This is a genomic window from Streptomyces sp. NPDC058646 (assembly GCF_042716875.1).
In the GTDB taxonomy this organism is placed as follows: domain Bacteria; phylum Actinomycetota; class Actinomycetes; order Streptomycetales; family Streptomycetaceae; genus Streptomyces.
This window is the reverse complement of sequence record NZ_JBHXRK010000043.1, coordinates 1-19,295: the sequence shown is the minus strand read 5'-3', so window position 1 is coordinate 19,295 and position 19,295 is coordinate 1. Positions and strand designations below refer to the sequence as shown.

At 68.6% G+C, this 19,295-nt stretch carries 13 protein-coding genes and 4 pseudogenes; 12 read left to right on the top strand and 5 right to left on the bottom strand.

Annotated features, from left to right (window positions below):
* Nucleotides 1-135: 135 nt before the first annotated feature.
* Both ACFWUZ_RS33645 and ACFWUZ_RS33640 read left to right on the top strand, forming a co-directional pair.
* Entirely contained in the window at nucleotides 136-339 is a 204-nt protein-coding gene (locus ACFWUZ_RS33645; RefSeq protein WP_384381491.1) for a hypothetical protein, read from the top strand.
* Nucleotides 340-560: 221 nt separating this feature from the next.
* On the top strand, nucleotides 561-2,810 hold the full coding sequence (locus ACFWUZ_RS33640; RefSeq protein ID WP_384381489.1) for a hemopexin repeat-containing protein: 2,250 nt from the start codon (nucleotides 561-563) through the stop codon (nucleotides 2,808-2,810).
* 113 nt (nucleotides 2,811-2,923) lie between these two features.
* Here the strand turns inward: ACFWUZ_RS33640 and ACFWUZ_RS33635 are convergent.
* Nucleotides 2,924-2,992 (bottom strand): annotated as a pseudogene (locus ACFWUZ_RS33635) (ALF repeat-containing protein); the annotation flags it as partial.
* 572 nt (nucleotides 2,993-3,564) lie between these two features.
* Here ACFWUZ_RS33635 and ACFWUZ_RS33630 point away from each other — a divergent pair.
* Nucleotides 3,565-4,188, top strand: a pseudogene (locus tag ACFWUZ_RS33630) (transposase); the annotation flags it as partial.
* Nucleotides 4,189-4,288: 100 nt separating this feature from the next.
* On the opposite strand, the gene ACFWUZ_RS33625 reads toward ACFWUZ_RS33630, so the two are convergent.
* Nucleotides 4,289-4,567 (bottom strand): GlsB/YeaQ/YmgE family stress response membrane protein, encoded by a 279-nt coding sequence (locus tag ACFWUZ_RS33625; RefSeq protein WP_384381487.1) that lies wholly within the window; start codon nucleotides 4,565-4,567, stop codon nucleotides 4,289-4,291.
* A 427-nt stretch (nucleotides 4,568-4,994) separates the two neighbouring features.
* Between ACFWUZ_RS33625 and ACFWUZ_RS33620 the strand changes: the two are divergent.
* The 9 genes and pseudogenes from ACFWUZ_RS33620 to ACFWUZ_RS33580 form a co-directional block, all read left to right on the top strand.
* Nucleotides 4,995-5,198 (top strand): annotated as a pseudogene (locus ACFWUZ_RS33620) (IS1380 family transposase); the annotation flags it as partial.
* Nucleotides 5,199-6,230: 1,032 nt separating this feature from the next.
* Complete coding sequence (locus ACFWUZ_RS33615; protein ID WP_069924632.1) at nucleotides 6,231-7,757, top strand: prenyltransferase/squalene oxidase repeat-containing protein; 1,527 nt, start codon at nucleotides 6,231-6,233, stop codon at nucleotides 7,755-7,757.
* Between the two features lie 122 nt (nucleotides 7,758-7,879).
* Nucleotides 7,880-8,821, top strand: coding sequence for a hypothetical protein (locus tag ACFWUZ_RS33610; protein WP_384381485.1), 942 nt, complete (start codon nucleotides 7,880-7,882; stop codon nucleotides 8,819-8,821).
* A complete protein-coding gene (locus tag ACFWUZ_RS33605; RefSeq protein WP_384381483.1) occupies nucleotides 8,811-10,040 on the top strand; it encodes a cytochrome P450 in 1,230 nt (409 codons plus the stop codon). Before ACFWUZ_RS33610 ends, ACFWUZ_RS33605 begins: the two co-directional genes overlap by 11 nt.
* 183 nt (nucleotides 10,041-10,223) lie before the next feature.
* Nucleotides 10,224-10,404, top strand: a pseudogene (locus ACFWUZ_RS33600) (sodium-independent anion transporter); the annotation flags it as partial.
* 158 nt (nucleotides 10,405-10,562) lie between these two features.
* Nucleotides 10,563-11,120, top strand: a complete 558-nt coding sequence (locus ACFWUZ_RS33595; protein ID WP_069924636.1) for a hypothetical protein — start codon at nucleotides 10,563-10,565, stop codon at nucleotides 11,118-11,120.
* 253 nt (nucleotides 11,121-11,373) lie between these two features.
* Entirely contained in the window at nucleotides 11,374-12,750 is a 1,377-nt protein-coding gene (locus tag ACFWUZ_RS33590) for an IS1380 family transposase (RefSeq protein ID WP_384381481.1), read from the top strand.
* 440 nt (nucleotides 12,751-13,190) lie between these two features.
* The gene (locus ACFWUZ_RS33585) at nucleotides 13,191-14,528 is read left to right on the top strand and encodes a hemolysin family protein (protein WP_384381479.1); all 1,338 of its coding nucleotides are present in this window, start codon (nucleotides 13,191-13,193) and stop codon (nucleotides 14,526-14,528) included.
* Nucleotides 14,525-15,538 (top strand): hemolysin family protein, encoded by a 1,014-nt coding sequence (locus ACFWUZ_RS33580; RefSeq protein ID WP_384381477.1) that lies wholly within the window; start codon nucleotides 14,525-14,527, stop codon nucleotides 15,536-15,538. Before ACFWUZ_RS33585 ends, ACFWUZ_RS33580 begins: the two co-directional genes overlap by 4 nt.
* Nucleotides 15,539-16,964: 1,426 nt before the next feature.
* On the opposite strand, the gene ACFWUZ_RS33575 is transcribed toward ACFWUZ_RS33580, so the two are convergent.
* The 3 genes from ACFWUZ_RS33575 to ACFWUZ_RS33565 all read right to left on the bottom strand — a co-directional run.
* Entirely contained in the window at nucleotides 16,965-17,372 is a 408-nt protein-coding gene (locus ACFWUZ_RS33575; protein ID WP_384381475.1) for a hypothetical protein, read from the bottom strand.
* A gap of 204 nt (nucleotides 17,373-17,576) precedes the next feature.
* Nucleotides 17,577-17,852 (bottom strand): hypothetical protein, encoded by a 276-nt coding sequence (locus ACFWUZ_RS33570; protein ID WP_384381473.1) that lies wholly within the window; start codon nucleotides 17,850-17,852, stop codon nucleotides 17,577-17,579.
* A gap of 74 nt (nucleotides 17,853-17,926) precedes the next feature.
* Nucleotides 17,927-19,295: flotillin family protein (locus ACFWUZ_RS33565; protein ID WP_384381471.1), on the bottom strand; the 1,369-nt coding region annotated here is incomplete at its 5' end.

The following is a 19,295-nucleotide window of genomic DNA, read 5'->3' as shown; positions in this document are numbered from 1 at the left end:
TAGGCGCCGGCATTGGCCACGACGCCGACCCCGGTTGGCGGCGCCGGCCTGGCACCGGGGCCCGTCGCGCTGGGGCTGGTGTCTGCCGACGGGGCCTCCCGCCGCCCCGTATGGGCGCACGCGGAGGTGGACACGGTGCCCGAGCATGTCGCGGCTGGCACGGCTGATGTCGACGCCGCTGCGGGTGTGCTGCCGGACGCCGTGCTGGACGGTGAGCTGGTCGCAGTCCTCAACGATGGCAGCGGCGTGGCCTTCGACCGCCTGCAGTCCCGTGACCCCGGAGGTCCCGCCTTCATCGTGGCCCCGGAGGCGTTCATCGCCTTCGTCCGCAGCCTCTGAGGCAGAAAGGGGTCCGGGCGGAGCGCGGGAAACGGCGAAAGGGCGCTGCGGGGAGCAATTCCGCGCAGCGGCCCCCCGCACCCACCGGAACGTCGACCGGCTGGGGATGCGGGGCGGGCGGGAGTGGTCGACGCTGGAGGCACGGGCCTTTGGACCTGTACGGCCGTCTCCCGGTCAGGGCCCGCCCTCCCTCAAAAGCACTCCCGTGAGGAGTCGAGCCGATGCGCGATGACTTCCGTTTGGCGATCCGCGGAGCCCCGACCTACAGCCGGGGCGAACCGGTGTTTCTCACCTTCGAGCTGGAGAACGTGGGCGACAGGGACTACAGGCTGCTCGTCTGGAACACCCCGCTCGAAGGTGAAGTCTTCCACTTCCTAGAGGTAGAGCACGAGAGCCGCGCCGTTCCCTACGACGGGCGGTTCGTCAGCCGCACCGACCCTGATCCGACGTCCTACCGCACCATCCGGGTCGGCGAGACCATCTCCGAAGAGCTCGACATCTCGGAGTCGTATGCGCTAGACGAGCCCGGCGCGTACACGGTCACCCTGCTGGTGCGGTTCGCCGACGTCATCCCCGTCGTCGGGACGGAGGCCCTCACCGCACGCCCACGGGCGGAACACCGGGGTTTCACCCTCGGCCCGGTCAGCACAGAGTTCGAACTCCTCCCGGACAGCACCGCACGGCCCACGGCGGGCGAGCGGGCGCGCAGCGAGCAGCCGGAGGAGGGCGCCCGGCTGCTCACGATGACCCCGGAAACGGAACGGCCGTCGGCCCTGCTGCGGGACTTCCCCCTTCCCCCGGGGTTCGCCGAGGTCATCGCCGCGCACGACAACGCATGCGCCTGGCTGGACTCGGCCATCGCCGAGCTGGACAGCTGGAGCGGTCGGACGGACAACACCCTGTACAGGGAGTGGTTCGGGGCGGACAGCGTCTCCCGCTACCAGACCGTGCGTGACCGCATGGCCGGGACACGCGCCTGGATGAACAGGGGGTTCACCTACGATCTGAGCCCGCCGAGCTGCGGGGTCAACACCACCGCTTACACCTACCTCGGATCGGACACCGTCTACGTCTGTCCGGCCTTCTACACGCTCCCGGCGACGGGAACCGATTCGCGGTTCGGTACCATCGCCCACGAGTGGAGCCATGCGGCTACGAACGTCGTCACCGACGACTACGTCTACGGCCTTCCGGCCTCGCGCGACCTCGCGATCAGCAACCCGGACAAGGCGGCGAAGAACGCCGACAACTACAGCTCCTTCGTGGAAACGCTCAGCCTCCGGATGCTGACCGCGCCCGTATTCTGGCCCAACGGCAAGGTGTACGTGTTCGCGGGCGGCGAGTACTACCGCATCGACCCCGGCACCCGGCGGGTGGACCCCGGCTACCCGCTGCCCATCAACCCGAACTGGCCGGGCCTCTGGGGCGACCGGATCGACGCCGGTGTGGTGTGGCCCAACGGAAAGGCGTACTTCTTCCGCGACACTCAGTACATGCGGTACGACATCGCGACCGACAAGGTCGACGCGGGCTACCCGCTGCCCATCGCGGAGCACTGGCCGGGCCTGTGGGGCGACCGGATCGACGCGGCGATCGTCTGGAACAACGGCAAGGCCTACTTCTTCCGCGACGACCAGTACATGCGATACGACATCGCCGCCGACAAGGTGGACCCGGGCTACCCGAAGCCGATCGCCGGCAACTGGTCCGGCCTGTGGGGGAACGGGATCCAGGGCGCCGTGATGTGGAACGACGGCAAGGCGTACCTGATGCGCGGCTGGCAGTACGTCGGCTACGACGTCACCGCGGACCGGGTCGCCCCCGCCTATCCACGGGCGATCGGGAAGAACTGGCCCGGCCTCTGGAGTGGCGGCGGCATCAACGCGGCGATCATGTACAACAACGGCAACGCCTACATCATGCGCGGAACCCACTACAGGGCCTACGACATCGCGGAGGACCGGGTCGTCTACCCCGACTACGAGCTGACCATCGCCGGGAATTGGCCGGGACTGTGGGACACCGTCGACTCGGGTATTCCGTGGCCCAACGGGAAGGTGTACTTCTTCCGCGGCAGCCAGTACATGCGCTGGGACGTCGCGACCAGCCGGGTGGACCCGGGCTACCCGAAGCCGATCGCCGGCAACTGGCCCGGCCTGTGGGGTGACCGGATCGACGCGGCCGTCCTGTGGCCCAACGGCAAGGCGTACTTCTTCCGCGGCAGCGAGTACATGCGGTACGACATCGCCGCCGACCGGGTGGACCCCGGGTACCCGCTGCCGATCGACCCGTTCTGGCCCGGCCTGTGGGGCGACGGGGTCGATGCCGGGATCGTGTGGGACAACGGCAAGGCGTACTTCTTCAAGGGATCCCAGTACATGCGGTACGACATTGCTGCCGACCGGGTCGACGACGGCTACCCCCTGCCCATCGGGTCGAACTGGGCGGGCCTGCCCGGCCGCACCGGCTAGCGACCGCGAGTCGCCCTGGCCGAGGGCGGACCGGTCTCCACGGTGGCACCGGAGGCGTTCGGAGCCTCCGACCGTACGGCAGCCCCCTGGGTGGGGGCTGCCGCACCGGGCGGTCAGAGCTGGTACTGGGTGACCGTCAGGAAGTACCGCATCTCCTCCGGCGTGCCGTCGATGGCGTCGTTGGCCGCCGCAGGGCGGCGCTGATGTCGGTGCGGAACAGCGGCCCTCGTCCGCGCAAGCCTGCCAGCTCACCACACGTACACGAGCGGATGGCAGGACCGGCTGTACGGCTACCGCATGCCGGTGCGGGTCCAGCTGCTGCAGGCGAACGGCAAAGGCCAGGATGACGAACTCACCAGCTCACAGTGGAGCAAACGTGCTCCGGCGTGCCCGACCACCCCCGACTCATCAGTGGACACCGCAAGCCGGGGCCGCGAACCGATATCCTTCACGCAGAAAGTGCCTTCCTCTGGCGACGACAGAACCTCTAGACACGGTCCATGGTCCATCGTCCCAGTTCAGGAAGGCACTTTTGCGTTTCTATCCAACCGTCAGCCGCACCCCAACCGAAACGGCGAGGCTAGAGCCCGGGGTTTCTGCCTGCGGCGACGGATCGGACGCGGTCGACCTGGAGGCCTGCGACGTGATCGAGGGATTCGGGCTTGTTTTCGTCGGTGGAGACGTGCCCCCGAGACCAGCGTCACCGGCTGGGAGGGGTCGTTGTACTGGGCGGCGGACTTGCGCTGCTTGTCGGTTGAGGACGGCCGGCAGGCGGCGCCTGATAACGATGCTGCGGCCCAAAGCACCGCGCATGGCCGAACGTCTCGTTGAGGACATCTTCATCGCCCTGGACGAGTAGACCGTCATCGTTCCCGGCACCGAGGCCGCATCCCTGATCCTTCCCAGCTTGGCCGGCTCGCTGGCCGCAGTGCTCGACCAGCGCAAGCTCCTGGCCAGCAGGATCGAGGAACTGCTGGAGGCCCACCCTCTTTCCCAGGTCCTGATCTCGATGCCCGGCATCGGGGTCAGGACCGCGGCCCGCATCCTTGTCGACGTCGGTGACGGCAGTGGATTCGCCACCGCCGGGCACCTGGCCGCCTACGCAGGCCTCGCGCCCGCCACCCGCAGATCCGGCTCGTCCATCCGCAGTGAACACCCTTCCAGGCGAGGCAACCGGCAGCTCAAGCGCGCCTTCTACCTCGCCGCGTTCGCCTCCCTCTCGCAGCCGGACTCACGCGCCTACTACGACAGGAAACGACGCGAGGGAAAACACCACGTCGCAGCCCTCGTATGCCTCGCACGCCGCCGCATCGACGTCCTCTTCGCCATGCTCCGTGACGGCACCTTCTACCAGCCACCCACCACGGTCACGGCTTGACGAAAACCATAGGGGCACTTTTTGGCCCGTACGTGGGCGGAGTCCAGGACCGCTCGGGACAGGTCGGGGGAGCCGTTTGCGTGCGGTGGGACTGGGTTGCTCAGGCGTGGCTGTGGTGCCGCTTGTTGCCGGTGACCAGTCGGTAGATTACGAGGAGGATGACGGAGCCGATGATGGCGGCGATCCAAGTGGAGAGGTCGAAGAACCCGTCGATGGAGTCGACGCCGAATATGACCTTGCCGAGGAACCCGCCGAGCAGGCCGCCCGCGATGCCGATCAGCATCGTGATGATGACGCCACCCGGGTCCCTGCCCGGCATCAGCGCCTTCGCGATGAAGCCCGCGAGCAGGCCGATCAAGATCCAGGCAATGATGCCCATCCGCTTCTCCTACCTCGATGAATAAGAACGGTGTTAACAACCGTCTTCACCGCGCCAGGGTTTCCAAACGTGCGGATCTCTTGATCATCTGTTGGCGGGAGCCAAGGCCCTTCGGGTGGCTGCGCTCGTCCTGGCACGCAGAGACGCTGGCCCCTACCCGACCGGCCCTCCCCCAGCTTGGCGTCAGCTGCCCCTGCCGAGGGCAGATCATTGTGGACTCCGACCACCGGACCGCGGGTGCCGCGTCGCGCGCCGCAACCGGAGCCCCCTCCGCCCAGCCTCCCGGGAACGGACCCCGCCGTTAGCCTCGGGCTTTCACGTGGTGGGCTGTCCGAAGCGTGATCGAAAATGCGAGAAGTGCTTCTGACCTGCAACGATAAGACTTGCCGAGGGTCCAGATCGTGCCGTGGAAAGAAGCACTTCTCAGGTGAAGAAGCGTATCGGGTCGTACCCGCGTGTCCGCATCGAGGGCGGTGGCCGGGCGGTGGTCTCCCAGGCAGGGGGCGTGCTGCTGGTCGAGACCGTCCGCAAGTCCGGCTTGGGCTCCGCGATATCAGCGGCACTGGCGCCGTGGCGGAAGGCTCGGGCGGTGCACGATCCGGGCAAGACAGTGCTGGATGTGGCCCTCGCGGGCCGTCCCGGCACAGCTGGCCCGCCGGGTACCGGCCAGGGCGAAGCATCCGGCAGGGGGTGCGCCGCCATCGGCGTCGGTCCGGAAGCTGGCCGGGAGGCTGGCGGCGAAGCAGCGGCGGACGTACGCGCCCCGCCGAAGCGGACGGCCCCCCGGAAGCCGGCCCCGCGTTGGACTGCCCTGCGGCGCAAGGCAGTTGAGGGCCCGCGGTACTCGGTCCCGGCGAAGCAGCAGATTGACCCGGGGTTCATGTGCGACCTGGCGCGGGGGTCCGCGGACAAGAAGTTGCAAGCGGCCTGTGACAAGAGGTGGAAGTGATTTTGCGCCGCCCGTGACGCCCTTGCGAGGAGCGGCGAAGCGCTGCCGCTCCTCGCCCTGTTCGCCCCAGTTACGCATGTAAAGTTCGGACTGGCAGCAGCAATTTTCGCGTCCCACGTCGGTGAACCGGCTGTCGAGCTTTCCGACTATGCCTGATCGGTTGGGATGCCCGCGACTGTCTTGGTCGAATCGAACAAGGCGGGTCAGGATCCGGCGTAGTGGCTGCCGCCGTCGGCGCAGGCGCTCTGCCGATACGGCGCGGAGGGGACAGTCAGGAAGCTCCGGCGGGTCGGTCTGGCGGAGAGCTGGAACGAGATCGGATGGGGAGCCGAGGTCGAACGGTCCTCCCGCACGGCCGCTCCTGCCAGGGTTTCCGTCCGCGCGGCCATCCGCCAGGCGTTCCGGGCCGACATGGAGGACGAGCTGCCGTTTTGTGCTCCGGCGCACGACACCAGGCCGGTACGCGCCAATTGTGGGTGGTATGCGCCTTCGCTGACTTGGTCGGCCTGGGCGACTCTGGAACGTCTTGTCGCTGCGACGGGTGGGGACGCCGTGCTGGGAAGAGTGGGGCAGCCGCGCTCAGCCCGGGTTCCACCAGCTTCCAGTCGCCGGCTCCAGTGCGCTGAACGGAGAGTTATTGTGCATGCCGAATCCGCCCCTCCCCGTGCTGTCGCTCCGCTGCCGCGTTCCCGCCGGGCGGGTTCGGGTGTGGGAATGGAGGCCGCCCGGGTCTGCCGGGACCTGGTGAGCCGGCTCGCGGCGCAGGTGACGCCGGACGGCTGTGTGCCGGGGCCGTGCGCGAGCCGGGTTCTGGAGTCGGCGCTGCTGCTGGCGCTGCTGCGCCGGGAGGGACAGCACCCTGGTGTGCAGGAGGGGCTCGAGGGCTTCTTGTCACGGGATACCGGTGGTGGCAGGAGTCGTTTCGACTCGGCACTGAGCGACGCGGTACTCACGGGCCGGCAGGCCGACGCGGACTGGGTGCATGCGGAGCTTCTCGCCGGCTTCGACCACTTCACCTTCGCCCGCAAGCGGTTGTTCTTCGATGTGTGTCTCGCGTCCGTCGGAGCGATCGACTTCCACCCGGGGATGCGGCCGGAGCGCATCGACAGCGGGAACCGGGCACCCTGGGTTCAGATGATCATGCTGGCGCTCAAGGTGACGATCGCCCACGGACTGCGGCGGCCTGAGGCTGTCACCGCCGTCGAGCACGAACGGCTGGTGACGCTCCTGCGTGAAGGCCAGCGCCGCGGCGTGTGGGAGAACCACGTCACAGCGCACCTGCTGGCGCTCCTGGCCGTCAGCGCGGTCGCACCCCGCAGTGCCGACGTCGCCAAGGGCCTGCGTCTGCTGGTGGAGTGCGTGAACCCCGACGGCGGCCTACCCAGTATCGCGAACCTGTCCGTGTTCTGCACCGGCGTCGCGGGTCTTGCCCTGGCCAGGGCGGGAGCCGATCGCCAGGTGACCGAGCGCATGGGCGACTACCTTGCGGCCAGGCAGGGCCCGGACGGCGGCTGGCCGTTCGGCGAGCACATGATGCAAAGCGACGTGGACACCACCTCCTACGCCCTCGCCTTCCTCGCCTCCCTCGATACCGGGCGCTACGCCAAACCCCTCCAGCGGGCCGGGAGCTACCTGTCTGCGATCGCGGGCCAGGACGGGGGCTTTCCCACCTACGTCGCGGGGGACCCGTCCGAGGTGGGAATGACCGGCGGGGCCGCCAGCGCCCTGGGCTGGGCCGGGGAAGCACATGCCGGTCTGCTGGAGAACGCCGCCCGCTACCTGCTCGGGGCGCAGAAGCCTGATGGCACGTTCGAGCGCAGCTGGACCTTGAGCGAGGCCAACACCATCTGGCGGGCCATGTGGGCCCTGCACTCGCTGCCCCCTTCCCGCCTGCCGCAGCTACGTGCCGCTCGCGAACAGGCGGTGGCTCGCTCACACCGTTTCCTCGACCTGGCGCAGAACGGCGACGGAGGCTGGGGATACCGCCTCGGTGATGCGAGTGACACCACCAGTACCGCGTACTCGCTGCTCGCCCTGTCCGCGATGGGACGTCACGTCGGGACAGACCACGTCGTACGCCGCGGCATCTTCCATCTCCTGGCCCGCCAGGAGGCCGACGGAGGATTCACCGCCCTGCCCGACCAGGTCGCCCCCCGGCCGCTGCTCTTCGACGCACCCGTCTTCGCCGACATCTGGGCACTGCTCGCGCTGGGTGCCTGTGATGAGAGCTGGCGCTGGTGACCTCGGTTGAGCGGCACACCGGCCAGACCGCGGATCGGACGACCTCCTGGGGGGCATCCCAGGAGGTTCTTCCCTTCCCCCTGCAGACTCCCTCGCCAGCCGCACCCCGAGCCGAGCAGGAGATGCACGGCTGGGCCAGGCGCATGGGCCTGGTCCCCGACCCTGCCGAGTTCGCGAGGCTGGCCAGGATGCGCCTGGGGACCTGGGCGGGCTACGTCCATCCGCTCGGCACCCCCGGCGAGCTGGCGCTGGCGGCCGAGTGGGTGGCCTTCATCTGCCTGGTCGACGACGTATTCGACTCCGACGAGCTTGCGGCTGACGACCGCCCCCAGGCAGTGCACGAGCTGCTGGCGGATCTGCTTCAGGTACTCGACGGCACGAGCAGCGGCCGGGAGCGGCCAAACTCCCCCTACGTCCGCGCCCTGAACGACCTGTGGCAGCGGACCGCCCCCACCGCGTCGCCTGGCTGGGCCGGCCGCTTCACGGCCGACTACCGGGACTTCGCCGCAGCGAGTGTGGCCGAGGCCCGGCTGCGACAGCAGGCGACGCCCCTGGGTCTGCAGGAGTACCTCGCACTGCGCCGGCAGAGCATCACCATGCTGCCAGCTCTGCACATCGGCGAAGCCGTCAGCCACATCGAGCTGCCCGACCAGTGGCGTACGCACGATGTCGTGGGCGCCCTGCGCCAGACAGTGGTTGACGCGGTCGGCTACGGAAACGACATCGCCTCGGCAGAGTCGGAGCACGCCCGGGGCCAGGACAACCTCATCTCCATCCTCCATCGCGAACAGACCACATCCAGAGACCAGGCGTACGCCATCGCCCGCGCCATGCTCCACGAGCGTCTTCGCCACTTCGACGCCATCGCCTCACACCTCACAGCCCCAGGCGGATCCCAGACACAAAGCACCACCGCCCCGCCGCCGATGGTGCTGGCCTATGCACAGATGCTCCAAACCTGGATGCGCGGCACCCTGCAGTGGTCCTTCGAGACCGCCCGGTTCGTCCCCGACACCGCACAGGACAAGGCAAGAAGACCGGAGGACGGCGGACATGAAGGATGACACCAACACTGCAGCGATCACACTGCCCACCCAGCGCCGCTGCCCCATGCACCCACCGGACGAATACGCCCGCCTGCGCGCCGAACAGCCAGTAGCACGCCTGGCCTTCCCCGACGGCCCCCCAGGCTGGCTTCTCACCCGCTACGACGACGTCCGCGCCGCCTTGGCCGACCTCAGGCTCAGCTCCCGCAGGCCCCATCTCAACTCCCAGGTCAGAGCCAGTCTCATCACGGAAGCGGAGATGGCGCAGTTCCGGACATCGGACCTGCTCACCAGCGATCCACCCGAACACACACGGCTGCGGCATCCGCTCATCGGGCAGTTCTCCATGCGCCGCATCCGCACGCTGCGCCCCCGCATCGAGAAGTACGTGGACGAGCACCTGGACGCCATCGCGGCGATGCCCTGTGGCCCGGTCGATCTTGTTCCCGCTCTTGCCCTGCCCGTGCCGTCCCTGGTGATCTGCGAACTGCTGGGCGTCCCCTACACCGACCACGATCACTTCCAGCGCCTCACCGGTGAGTTGCTGGGCCTGGACCGGACGCGAGAGGAACTGCTGGCCAGCAAGAAGGCCATGCACGCGTACCTGCGCGGCCTGGTGGAAGCCAAGCGCCGGGATCCGGTCGACGACCTCCTGAGCGGGCTGACCCAGCACCGTCCGCCTGACGGCGGACCGCCGCTGGCCGACGGCGAGATCGTCTCCCTCGGGCAGCTGATGCTCATCGCCGGTCACGAGACGTCCGCGAACATGATCTCCCTGAGCATCCTGACCCTGCTGCGCTCACCCGCCCTCTGGCAGAGCCTGCAAGCGGACCCGTCCCTCATCGACAACGCCGTCGAGGAACTGCTGCGCTACCACACCATCCTGCAGTTCGGACTGCTCAGGGTCGCCCGTGCAGCACTCGTTATCAGGGGACAGCGGATCGAACCCGGAGAACGCGTTGTCCTCCACATGCCTGCCGCGAACCGTGACCCGCTGAAGTTCCCCGATCCCGACCGCCTCGACCTCGACCGCCCCAACAGCCGCCAGCACCTCAGCTTCGGCCACGGACCCCACCAGTGCATCGGCCAGCAACTAGGACGCCTCGAAATCGAAATCATCCTGACCAAGCTGCTGCACCGCTTCCCCACCCTCCAACTGCACGATGCAAGCACCCCACCTGCCACCCACGACCATGCGGTCGTCTACGGACTCCGAGCCCTGCAGGTCACCTGGTGATCGACCAAGGAGCGGGGAGGAAGTGTCGGCCGACGCCCGGTGGGTGCTCACGCGTGACGGTGAGGGTGATTACAGCGAAAGCGGCAGGAACGGCACTGGCCACGGCGCAACCAGCGTCAGCGGGAGGGACGGCGACTTTCTGTCACCGGACTTCGGCGTGGCTGCTGTGACCATCACAGCCCCGGCCGCGCCATGATCGGCCAGACGATGATCAACGCGAAGGTCGGCGCGTTCCTGATTGCTGTGCATCGTCTTCTGCCCCGTCGTCTCCGACATCCCCATGGCCGCCCTCGTCGCTGTCATGATCATGGCGTCCTTTGCGACCTTCGACTGGCACTCCCTCGCACGGCGCATAACGCGACGGGCGTAGTGCGCCGGAGCTGCCGCAACCTTGCTGCTGCACCCCGGTCGCGCAGGCCGCAAAGCGCCCCGGACCTGCCGCGCCGCTGCGCATGGGGGCAACCGTCGCATGTCATCATTAACTCCGTCACTACATGTCACGATTGCATCGCGGAGAGTGAAATGGGCAACGGGTTTCCGACCGAGAAATTCTTCCGCATCATCAACGAGGACACGGGGCTGTGTCTGGCTGCCGCAGACGGGGGGACGTCCTACGGCATGCAGGAGGCGCATGACCGCTGGACTGGCGAGAAGGGCTTCATCCCCTACAGCCACACCAAAGACCAGGTCCTGGTCGTGAGCCGTCCCAGGAACGCGAGGCGCGAGATCTGGTTCTTCGACGACAGGGCGAACACCTACGGCGACGAATTCTGGCACCTGGTCAACATCAACAAGGACATCCGCAGTGCGTACGCCCTCCATGTCGGGGTGGTCGGCTTCGGAGGCCCGGTTGAGGTGGGCCTGTTTGGCTGGGGCAGGCAGGACCAGACCCAGTGGAAGGCCGACGGCGGAATGTTCTGGCCGGGGTCACATGAGGACAAGGTCGTCACCGTCCTCTCGGACGGCAACGGTAACCACCGGGCCGTCGTGGCGGATCGCGGTGCCCCGAACCAGCAGTGGCGCTTCGAAGAAGTAGAGGTACCAGGCGAATCCGTCCCCACCCGCAGGAACGACACGTGAGCGGCGGACCGTCACGGAGGGCACAAGCGCCGACTTACACCCAGATACTCCTCAACCTCCGCTAACTGGGTAGCCGGGGTGGGCGGTGGCGCGGTTCACTCCGCGCCGCCCCGCAGGTGGCCAGCGTCTAAACTCGCGCTTTCATGAGACGGGCTGTCCGACGGGTGGTCAGGGAAGCGAAAAGTGCCTCTGACCAGCAAGAATGAGGATTGTCGAGGTCCTTGTTCCTGCCACCGTCGGAGGCACTTCCCAGGTGAAGAAGCGTATCGGGTCCTATCCACGCGTCCGCATCGAGGGCGGCGGCCATGCGGTGGTGTCCCAGGCTGGGGCCGTGCTGCTGGTCGAGACCGCCCGCAAGGCCGGGCTGGACCGGGCGGTATCGACGGCGCTGACGCCGTGGCGACGCCCGAGGGCGGTGCACGATCCGGGCAAGATCCTGCTGGACGTGGCCCTCGCGGTCGCGCTGGGCGGGGACTGCCTCGCGGATGTCGAGATGCTGCGGGCCGAACCGGCCGTGTTCGGGCCGGTGGCCTCCGACCCGACGGTCTCCCGCCTCATCGACACACTCGCCGCCGCTGGGCCGAAGGCCCTCCACGCGATACGGGCCGCGCGGGCCGCAGCACGCGAGCGCGTCTGGAACGTGGCCAAGAACGCGGCCCCGGACGCCGCAGGGCAGGTGACCGTGGACCTGGACGGGGTGCTCGTGCTGGCCCACTCCGAGAAGCAGGACGCCACCGCGACCTGGAAGAAGACCTTCGGACACCATCCTCTGATGGGGTTCGTCGATCACGGAAGCGGTGGCAGCGGGGAGCCGGTGGCCGGCCTGCTCAGGCCCGGCAACGCTGGCAGCAACACCGCCGCCGACCACATCGCCACGGCCCAACTCGCCCTGGCCCAGCTGCCGAAGAAGTACCGGCGTGGACGCCAGACGCTGATCCATACCGACTCCGGCAGTGGCACACACGAGTTCGTCGCCTGGCTGGCCCAGCGGGGCAGGTGGCTGTCGTACTCGGTCGGCATGACCATCACCGACGCCATCCACCAGGCCGTCCTCAAGGTCCCGCCCGCCGCGTGGACGGTGGCCGTCGAGCCGGGCGGCGAGATCCGCCACGGTGCCTGGGTCGTCGAACTCGACGGCGATGTACTCAAGGGCTGGCCGCAGGGGATGCGGCTGATCGTCCGCAAGGAACGCCCGCACCCCGGCGCGCAGTTGCGCTTCACCGACGCCGACGGACTGCGGCTCACCGGGTTCGCCACCAACACCACCGGCATCCCGATCGCCGCACTCGAACTGCGGCACCGCCAACGCGCACGAGCCGAGGACCGCATCCGAAACGCCCGCGCCACCGGCCTGCGCAACCTGCCCCTGCACGACACCGCGCAGAACCAGATCTGGCTGGAGGTCGTCCAGATCGCCCTCGACCTCCTGGCCTGGATGCCCATGCTCGCCCTGACCGGCAAATCCCGCAGATGGGAGCCCCGCCGTCTCCGGCTCCGCCTCTTCTCCGCCGTCGCCCAGATCGTCACGACCGCCCGCCGCCGGCACCTGAGATTCGCGCGCCACTGGCCATGGACCGACGTCATCACCGACGCCCTGGCACAGCTCGAAGCTCTCCCGAACCCCGGCTGACCAGCACGTTTCCCGTCCCTACGAGCAGCATCGCCCCGACCGGAGCTGTGGAACCCGGCGCCCACCCGACGCGACAGCCGGGCTATCAGCCTGGCCACCACCAGCCCGAACAACCGAAACGGCCCGCCGAAGAAACCGACGGACCGTCACGAAAGATCGAGGTTAGGGCTGGTCGTAGCCACGGCCTGAAACACGGCCTGGGTAGAAGGCGCCGCGGTTCCAGATCAGCGTCGAGCTCGCGCAGCGCAGGAGGGGATTTCGGCGGGATCATTCCCTCCCGCGCCCACGCCCCGACTTTACTTGCCGTTTACTATTGGGGTGCGGATACTGTCCGTAGTCAAACAGCCGTCCGGGCCATCAAGGTCCGCCGAGAATCGAATCAGTCCATGCCGTGCCACGCCTTGCCCGCAGAATTCTCAGCCGGGAGCGGGGGTGGCACGGTGACCGAAGTCCTGCTGCTCCTCCTCGCCCTGGTGCTGACGCTGGCGTGCGCGGTGTTCGTCGCCGCCGAGTTCTCTCTCACCACCGTCGAACGCAGCGAGCTCGAGCGCGCTGCCGCGGCCGGTGAGCGAGGCGCCGTGAGCGCTCTGAAGGCCGCCAAGCGCCTGACCTTCCAGCTGTCCGGCGCCCAGCTCGGCATCACCGTCACCTCGCTGGTGATCGGCATGCTCGCCGAGCCGTCCGTCTCCGCCCTCCTGCGCGGGCCGCTGGAGGCGGCCGGACTGCCCTCTGGTGCGGTTGCGACCACCGCGACTGTGCTCGGTGTGGCCTTGTCCACCGTGGTGCTGATGGTGGTCGGCGAGCTCGTTCCGAAGAACTGGGCGATCTCACGCCCGCTGGCGGTGGCCAAGGTCGTCGCCGGCCCCCAGCGCGCCTTCACGGCCGTCTTCGCCCCGCTGATTCGGCACCTGAACAACACCGCGAACCGTCTCGTGCGCCGCTTCGGCCTGGAACCGGCGGAAGAGCTCGCCTCGGCCCGCACCCCGGAAGAACTCGTCGCGCTGGCGCGTCACTCCGCCCGCCAGGGCGCGATCGAGGCCGACTCGGCGGAGTTGTTCGTGCGGACGCTGCACCTGGCCGAGCTGAGCGCCGAGAATGTGATGACCCCGCGGATCGACGTCCAGGCACTGGAGCTGCACGCCAGCGCCGCCGACGCCGCGAACCTCACCTACGCCACCGGCCTGTCCCGCTTCCCCGTCTTCCGCGACACCCTCGACGAGGTGGTCGGCACCGTCCACATCCGCGACGTCCTGGATTTGGACGAGGACAAGCGGCTCCTGACATCGGTGGCCGACCTCATGAGCGCGGCGCTGCTGGTGCCGCACTCCCTGCCGGTGGACACCCTCCTCGGCCAGCTGCGCAAGGCCCGCACCATGGCCGTGGTCATCGACGAGTACGGCGGCACCGCCGGCGTCGTCACGGTCGAGGACATCGTCGAAGAGGTCGTCGGCGAGGTCCTCGACGAACACGACCCGATCGAGATCCCCGACCTCATCGCCGCCCCGGAACAGGACGGCCGCAAGGTCTGGGAGGCCGGCGGAAGTGTCCGCGTGGACGAGCTGGAGGAGATCGGCTTCACCGTTCCCGACGGCCCCTACGAGACGCTCGCCGGCCTGATCGCCACCCGTCTGGAACGCATCCCCGTCGAAGGCGACACCGTCACCGTCACCGGCTGGGACCTCACGGTCCTCGCAATCGACCACCACCGCGCCGACCGGGTCACGATCACCGCACCCGCCGCCGACGCGAAGACCGTCTCCCGGGAGGAGGACCGATGACCGCGATCCAGCTGCTGATCGGCGCCTTCACCCTGATCACCAACGCCTTCTTCGTCGGAGCCGAGTTCGCACTGATCTCAGTCCGCCGCTCCCAGATCGAACCCGCCGCCCAGAGCGGCAACCTCCGGGCGAAGACCACCCTGTGGGGCCTGGAACACCTCTCGGCGGCGATGGCCACCGCCCAGCTCGGCATCACCGTCTCCTCCCTGGTCCTGGGCGTGGTCTCCGAACCAGCCATCGCCCACCTGCTGGAACCCCCCTTCCACGCGATCGGCGTACCCGAGGGCCTGATCCACCCGATCGCGTTCGTCATCGCCCTCACCGCCGCGACGTACCTGCACATGCTGATCGGCGAGATGATCCCGAAGAACATCGCGCTCGCCGCCCCCGCGCCGACCGCGCTCCTCCTGGCGCCCCCGCTGATCGCCCTCACCCGCACGCTGCGGCCCTTCGTCTTCGGCATCAACGCCTTCGCCAACGTGCTGCTGCGGATACTGAAGGTCGAACCCAAGGACGAGGTCGGATCCGTCTTCACCGACGACGAGCTCGCGCGGCTGGTGAAGGACTCCAGCGCCGCCGGGTTCCTCCCGACCGAGGGCGGGGACCGTCTGCGGGACGCGCTCGCACTCGGCAAGCGGCCCGTGGGCGAGATCATGATCCCCCGCGACGCCTTCGTCACCGTCGCACTCGGCATCACCCCCCGCAGGCTGGAGCGCACCGCCGCCGACCACGGCTTCTCCCGCCTGGTCGTCACCGGCCCCGGCGGCGAGATCATGGGCTTCCTCCACATCAAGGACGCCCTCGGCCCCGCCGACCGAGCCGCCCCCTTCTCGCCCTCCGCCCTGCACACCGTCACCCAGGTCGGCCAGGCCACCCCGCTGGACGACACCATGAACGCCATGCGCGACGCGGGCACTCACCTCGCCGCGGTCACCGACAACAGCAACACCGTCATCGGCTTCGTCACCATGGAAGACGTCCTCGAAGAACTCGTCGGCGAAGCCGCCTGACACGCTCGGCAACGGAGGCCGGCCCCACACCAGGCGCCGGCCTCCCGCATACGCCGCCCACGACTCCGGACAGGCAGACAAGCAGCGCCGATCCGATCCGCCGACTCGGACTCCTGAAGAACGGCGCGAGCCACCACCCCATCTGCTGCGCGCAAAGCCAGCAAGTGTCGTGCTACCCAGCGGCCGAGAGGAGGGTGCCCAGACGGCCGCTAAGAGACCGGGCAACCGCCGCGCAGTACACGGCGCGGCGGCCTCCGGTGCGCTGGGCGTCCGCCCCCCCAAGGGGCCGAAGGGTCTTCAGCCGGCCAGAGCGACGAGTCTTCGATACGCGAGCTGGTCTGCCCGTGTCCGCGTACTCATGAGAGTTCATGTGTACGCCGACAGCCCGCCTGGCGATCCAGGCGCGTCCAGTCGGTAGGGGTGGAGTGTGAACGAGCAAGAGCTGCAGCGGCCCGATGCCGAGCAGACCAGCCATGCGCTGGGGTCCAGACAGCTCCACCGACGAGGCTGACGGTGGACCCGCCAGAGCAGCGAGGGCCGAGGCTGTGGGAGAGGCAGGCCGGCCAAGGGCCACCAGCGTCAGGGCAGTCGGGGTAACGCCGAGCGTGCCTCACCTCCACCACCAGGAAGCTCTGGTTACGCTGCGTTCCCAGCCATGGCGAGCCCTGGGGGCACCTGTGACACAGATCCGGATTGCCACGTTCAACCTCGAAAACTTCGACGAAACTGGATCGGCCGCTCCTTTGCGTGGACCGAGGCTCGCCGTGTAGCCGGCTCTTGCTGCCGCCAAGCACTCAGCAGTGCCTTCAGTTGTCCTCGGCGAGGATGAGATCGGCTGCGTGGTGCGGGCAGGCAGGGGTATGCCACGTCACCGACAGGAACTCCCCCTCGGCGCTGAGAGTCCGCGCTCCACCCGTGGCCGCAGTGGCCCGGCAAAACCCGCAGAAGACGACCTTTAACGGGAACAGGTCCGCCGACGGGCGGCATCGTGTCGTCGGTTCCATCGTCTGCTCCCTCCGGTGCCGGCACGAGGCGAGACCTCTGACCACGGTTCAAGGCCACACCTACCCACCGAATGGTCCCAGCAACTGCGGGCGCACACGACGAAACCGTGTATTGATCACCGCGCAACCGGGCTGTGAGCGACGCGGACTCCTGCCCGCTGTGCTCTCGGCTGCTCCGTCCCCAGTTCGGCCGCTCCCGCGAGTCCGGCCAGTAGGACGGCCCGGCCCGCGTCTGGTTCGCGGGGTACCGCTGCGACGGCTGCGAGGCCACCCTGCCCCAGCAGTTCTGGGACGGGATGCGCGCCCGCTACGAGACCTGAGGCGGACCGTGCGAATGCTTCGCCCCGGCCACCGGAGCCCCACCGACCCTGACGATGGCCTGGTGACTACATTCGCCTGTTGGCGTCCACGCAGACGGAACCTCAGCTTTGTGGCCGCACGCCGGACCCGTCGCTGTGGGCCAAGCGGGCGAGGACCTTGGCGTACACCATGGTTGCCGCTGCGGTGACGGTCGCTACGGACGCCAGGGCGAGGATGCCCATCAGTGCGGGCCACTGCCGCAGCTCGTCGCTGCGGCAGATTCTGTCCTGAGGCAACGGGTCGCCGAGCGGTCCCTGGCACGCAGTGTGAGTTCCCTTGTATGAGGACACCTCGGGGCCGTAATCGGCGACCATCAGGAAGACGAAGCACCCCCAGACCAGCATGGCGAGGAGCATCCAGACGATCGACCACCCCTCGATGCGGCGCGCGTCCTCGGCCCTCTTCTCAGCCCTCTCTGGTGCGGTCCCTTCAAGAACCGACGCTTCCAGAGCTGTCTCATCGGCTTCCATTCGTCCCCCTGCTTTCAATTAACGATCATCGGTTCATCATGGCTTGCGTCTTTGTGATGGGGAGCACAGCTCGGCAAACGCGAGGCAGGCAGGGGACCGCCGCCTCACGGACCGGAGGGATGTGTGGGCTGTGGTGGTAGAACGTGCTCCACTGTTCAGAGACGCTCGGCGGCTCTTGGGGCCACGCCCCGGCGGATGGGCCGCTTAAGGCTCGGGCGTGCTGGTGGGCAGCGGGGCCGGCCAGGATGTGGGGGTGCTCGCCGGTGGTTGCCAGGAGTGTTCGTAGCCTGGCGGACTCAATGTGGGCGCGGGCTCCGGTGCGAACGGTCCTGCCCGGTTCGCCATGAGGACCAGCATCGTGCCGGCGAGGAGTGGGGTGATGATGATCAGGGTGAGTCCGATGGGGTGGCGCGGGTTGTAGTAGTACCTCTGGGTGCCCCACTTGCTTCGTTTGAACACCGGCTCACGGTCGTAGTTCACCTGGCATCCCCCTCGCTTCGCGTCTGCCGCCGCGTCTTGGGGCCCGCTCTCAGCGGGCCCCAAGGATGTGCGAGCTAGCCGACGATTTCGATCTTGCCGTTGGATGAGTTCGGCTCGGGCATGGCGGACGTCTTGGCGGCGGTCAGTCCGCCCAGGAGTTGAGCGAGGTCGACGCCGGTGGTGGAGGAGAGGAGTTCCATGCCCTGGGCGACGTTGTCGGTGACCGTGCGGGAGAGCTTGCTCGCGCCGTCGGTGGAGATGACGGTCATCTTGTCGATGGCGGACAGCGGTTCGGCGGCCTTGGCCACGACCTGGGGCAGTGCCTCGACCATCATCTGAATCATCGCGGCGTCACCGTAGCTTTCGAAGGCGTCCGCCTTCTTCTGCATCGCCTCGGCCTCGGCGGCGCCCTTGGCCAAGATGGCCGCAGCCTCCGCGTCGCCCTCCAGACGTACCGCTTCGGCGATGGCCGCACGGCGGGCGCGTTCGGCCTCACCGCGCTTGGCGCCCTCGATGGCCTCGGCCTCGGCGAGTGCGGAGCGGCGCTGCTTCTCGCCCTCGCCGGTCAGACGGGCCCGCTCGGCCTCGGCCTGGGCGGCGGCGATTGCCGCCAGGCGCTCGGCCTCGGCCTGCTTGACGCGGGCGACGCGCAGGGCTTCGGCTTCCTGTTCGGCCTGGTAGCGGCGGGCGTCGGCGGGCTTGCGGACCTGGGTGTCGAGCTGGCGGTCGGTCAGCGCCGCCTGTCGTTCGGCGACCTTCTCCTGTTCGGCAAGGATCTGCTGCTGCCGGTCGGCATCGGCCAGGGGGCCTGCGGCGTTGGCCTGGGCGGTCGCAGCGTCGGTCTCCGCCTTGATCTCGGCCTGCCGAAGGTACAACGTCCGCTGGGCGACAGCGATCTCCTCCTCGGCTTTCAGGCGGGCCTGTTCGGCGGCCTGGCGGGAGTTGGCCTCGGCGATGTCGGCTTCCTGCTTGGCGCGAGCGGCCTCGGGGCGGCCGAGGTCCTCAAGGTAGGAGCCCTCGGTGGTGATGTCCTGGATCTGGAAGGCGTCCAGGACCAGGCCCTGCCCCGACAGGCTGGCCTCGGCCTCCTCCGCCACCTGCCCCGCGAAGGCGGCCCGGTCGCGGATGATGTCCTCGACCGACATCCGGCCGACGATGGCCCGCAGCGCGCCCGACAGAACTTCTTGGGTGAAGCCGACGATGCCGTCCTGCTGCTGCAGGAACCGCTGGGCGGCGGCGCGGATGGCGTCCTCGTTGCCGCCGACCTTGACGATCGCCACGCCTTCGAGGTTGGCCTTGATGCCCCGCAGGGTGACCGCCCCGCGCACGGCGATCGGGATGTGCCGGCTGGACAGGTCGAGGGTGTAGCGCTGCTGGACGAACGGGACGACGAACACGCCGCCGCCGACCACAACCTTCTGACCGGTGGTGTCGGTCGATATC

Coding starts and splice junctions, on each gene's coding strand:
- ACFWUZ_RS33640 (WP_384381489.1), top strand. CDS start 561: ATGCGCGATGACTTCCGTTTGGCGATCCGCGGAGCCCCGACCTACAGC.
- ACFWUZ_RS33625 (WP_384381487.1), bottom strand. CDS start 4,567: ATGGGCATCATTGCCTGGATCTTGATCGGCCTGCTCGCGGGCTTCATC.
- ACFWUZ_RS33615 (WP_069924632.1), top strand. CDS start 6,231: ATGGAGGCCGCCCGGGTCTGCCGGGACCTGGTGAGCCGGCTCGCGGCG.
- ACFWUZ_RS33610 (WP_384381485.1), top strand. CDS start 7,880: ATGCACGGCTGGGCCAGGCGCATGGGCCTGGTCCCCGACCCTGCCGAG.
- ACFWUZ_RS33605 (WP_384381483.1), top strand. CDS start 8,811: ATGAAGGATGACACCAACACTGCAGCGATCACACTGCCCACCCAGCGC.
- ACFWUZ_RS33595 (WP_069924636.1), top strand. CDS start 10,563: ATGGGCAACGGGTTTCCGACCGAGAAATTCTTCCGCATCATCAACGAG.
- ACFWUZ_RS33580 (WP_384381477.1), top strand. CDS start 14,525: ATGACCGCGATCCAGCTGCTGATCGGCGCCTTCACCCTGATCACCAAC.
- ACFWUZ_RS33575 (WP_384381475.1), bottom strand. CDS start 17,372: ATGGAAGCCGATGAGACAGCTCTGGAAGCGTCGGTTCTTGAAGGGACC.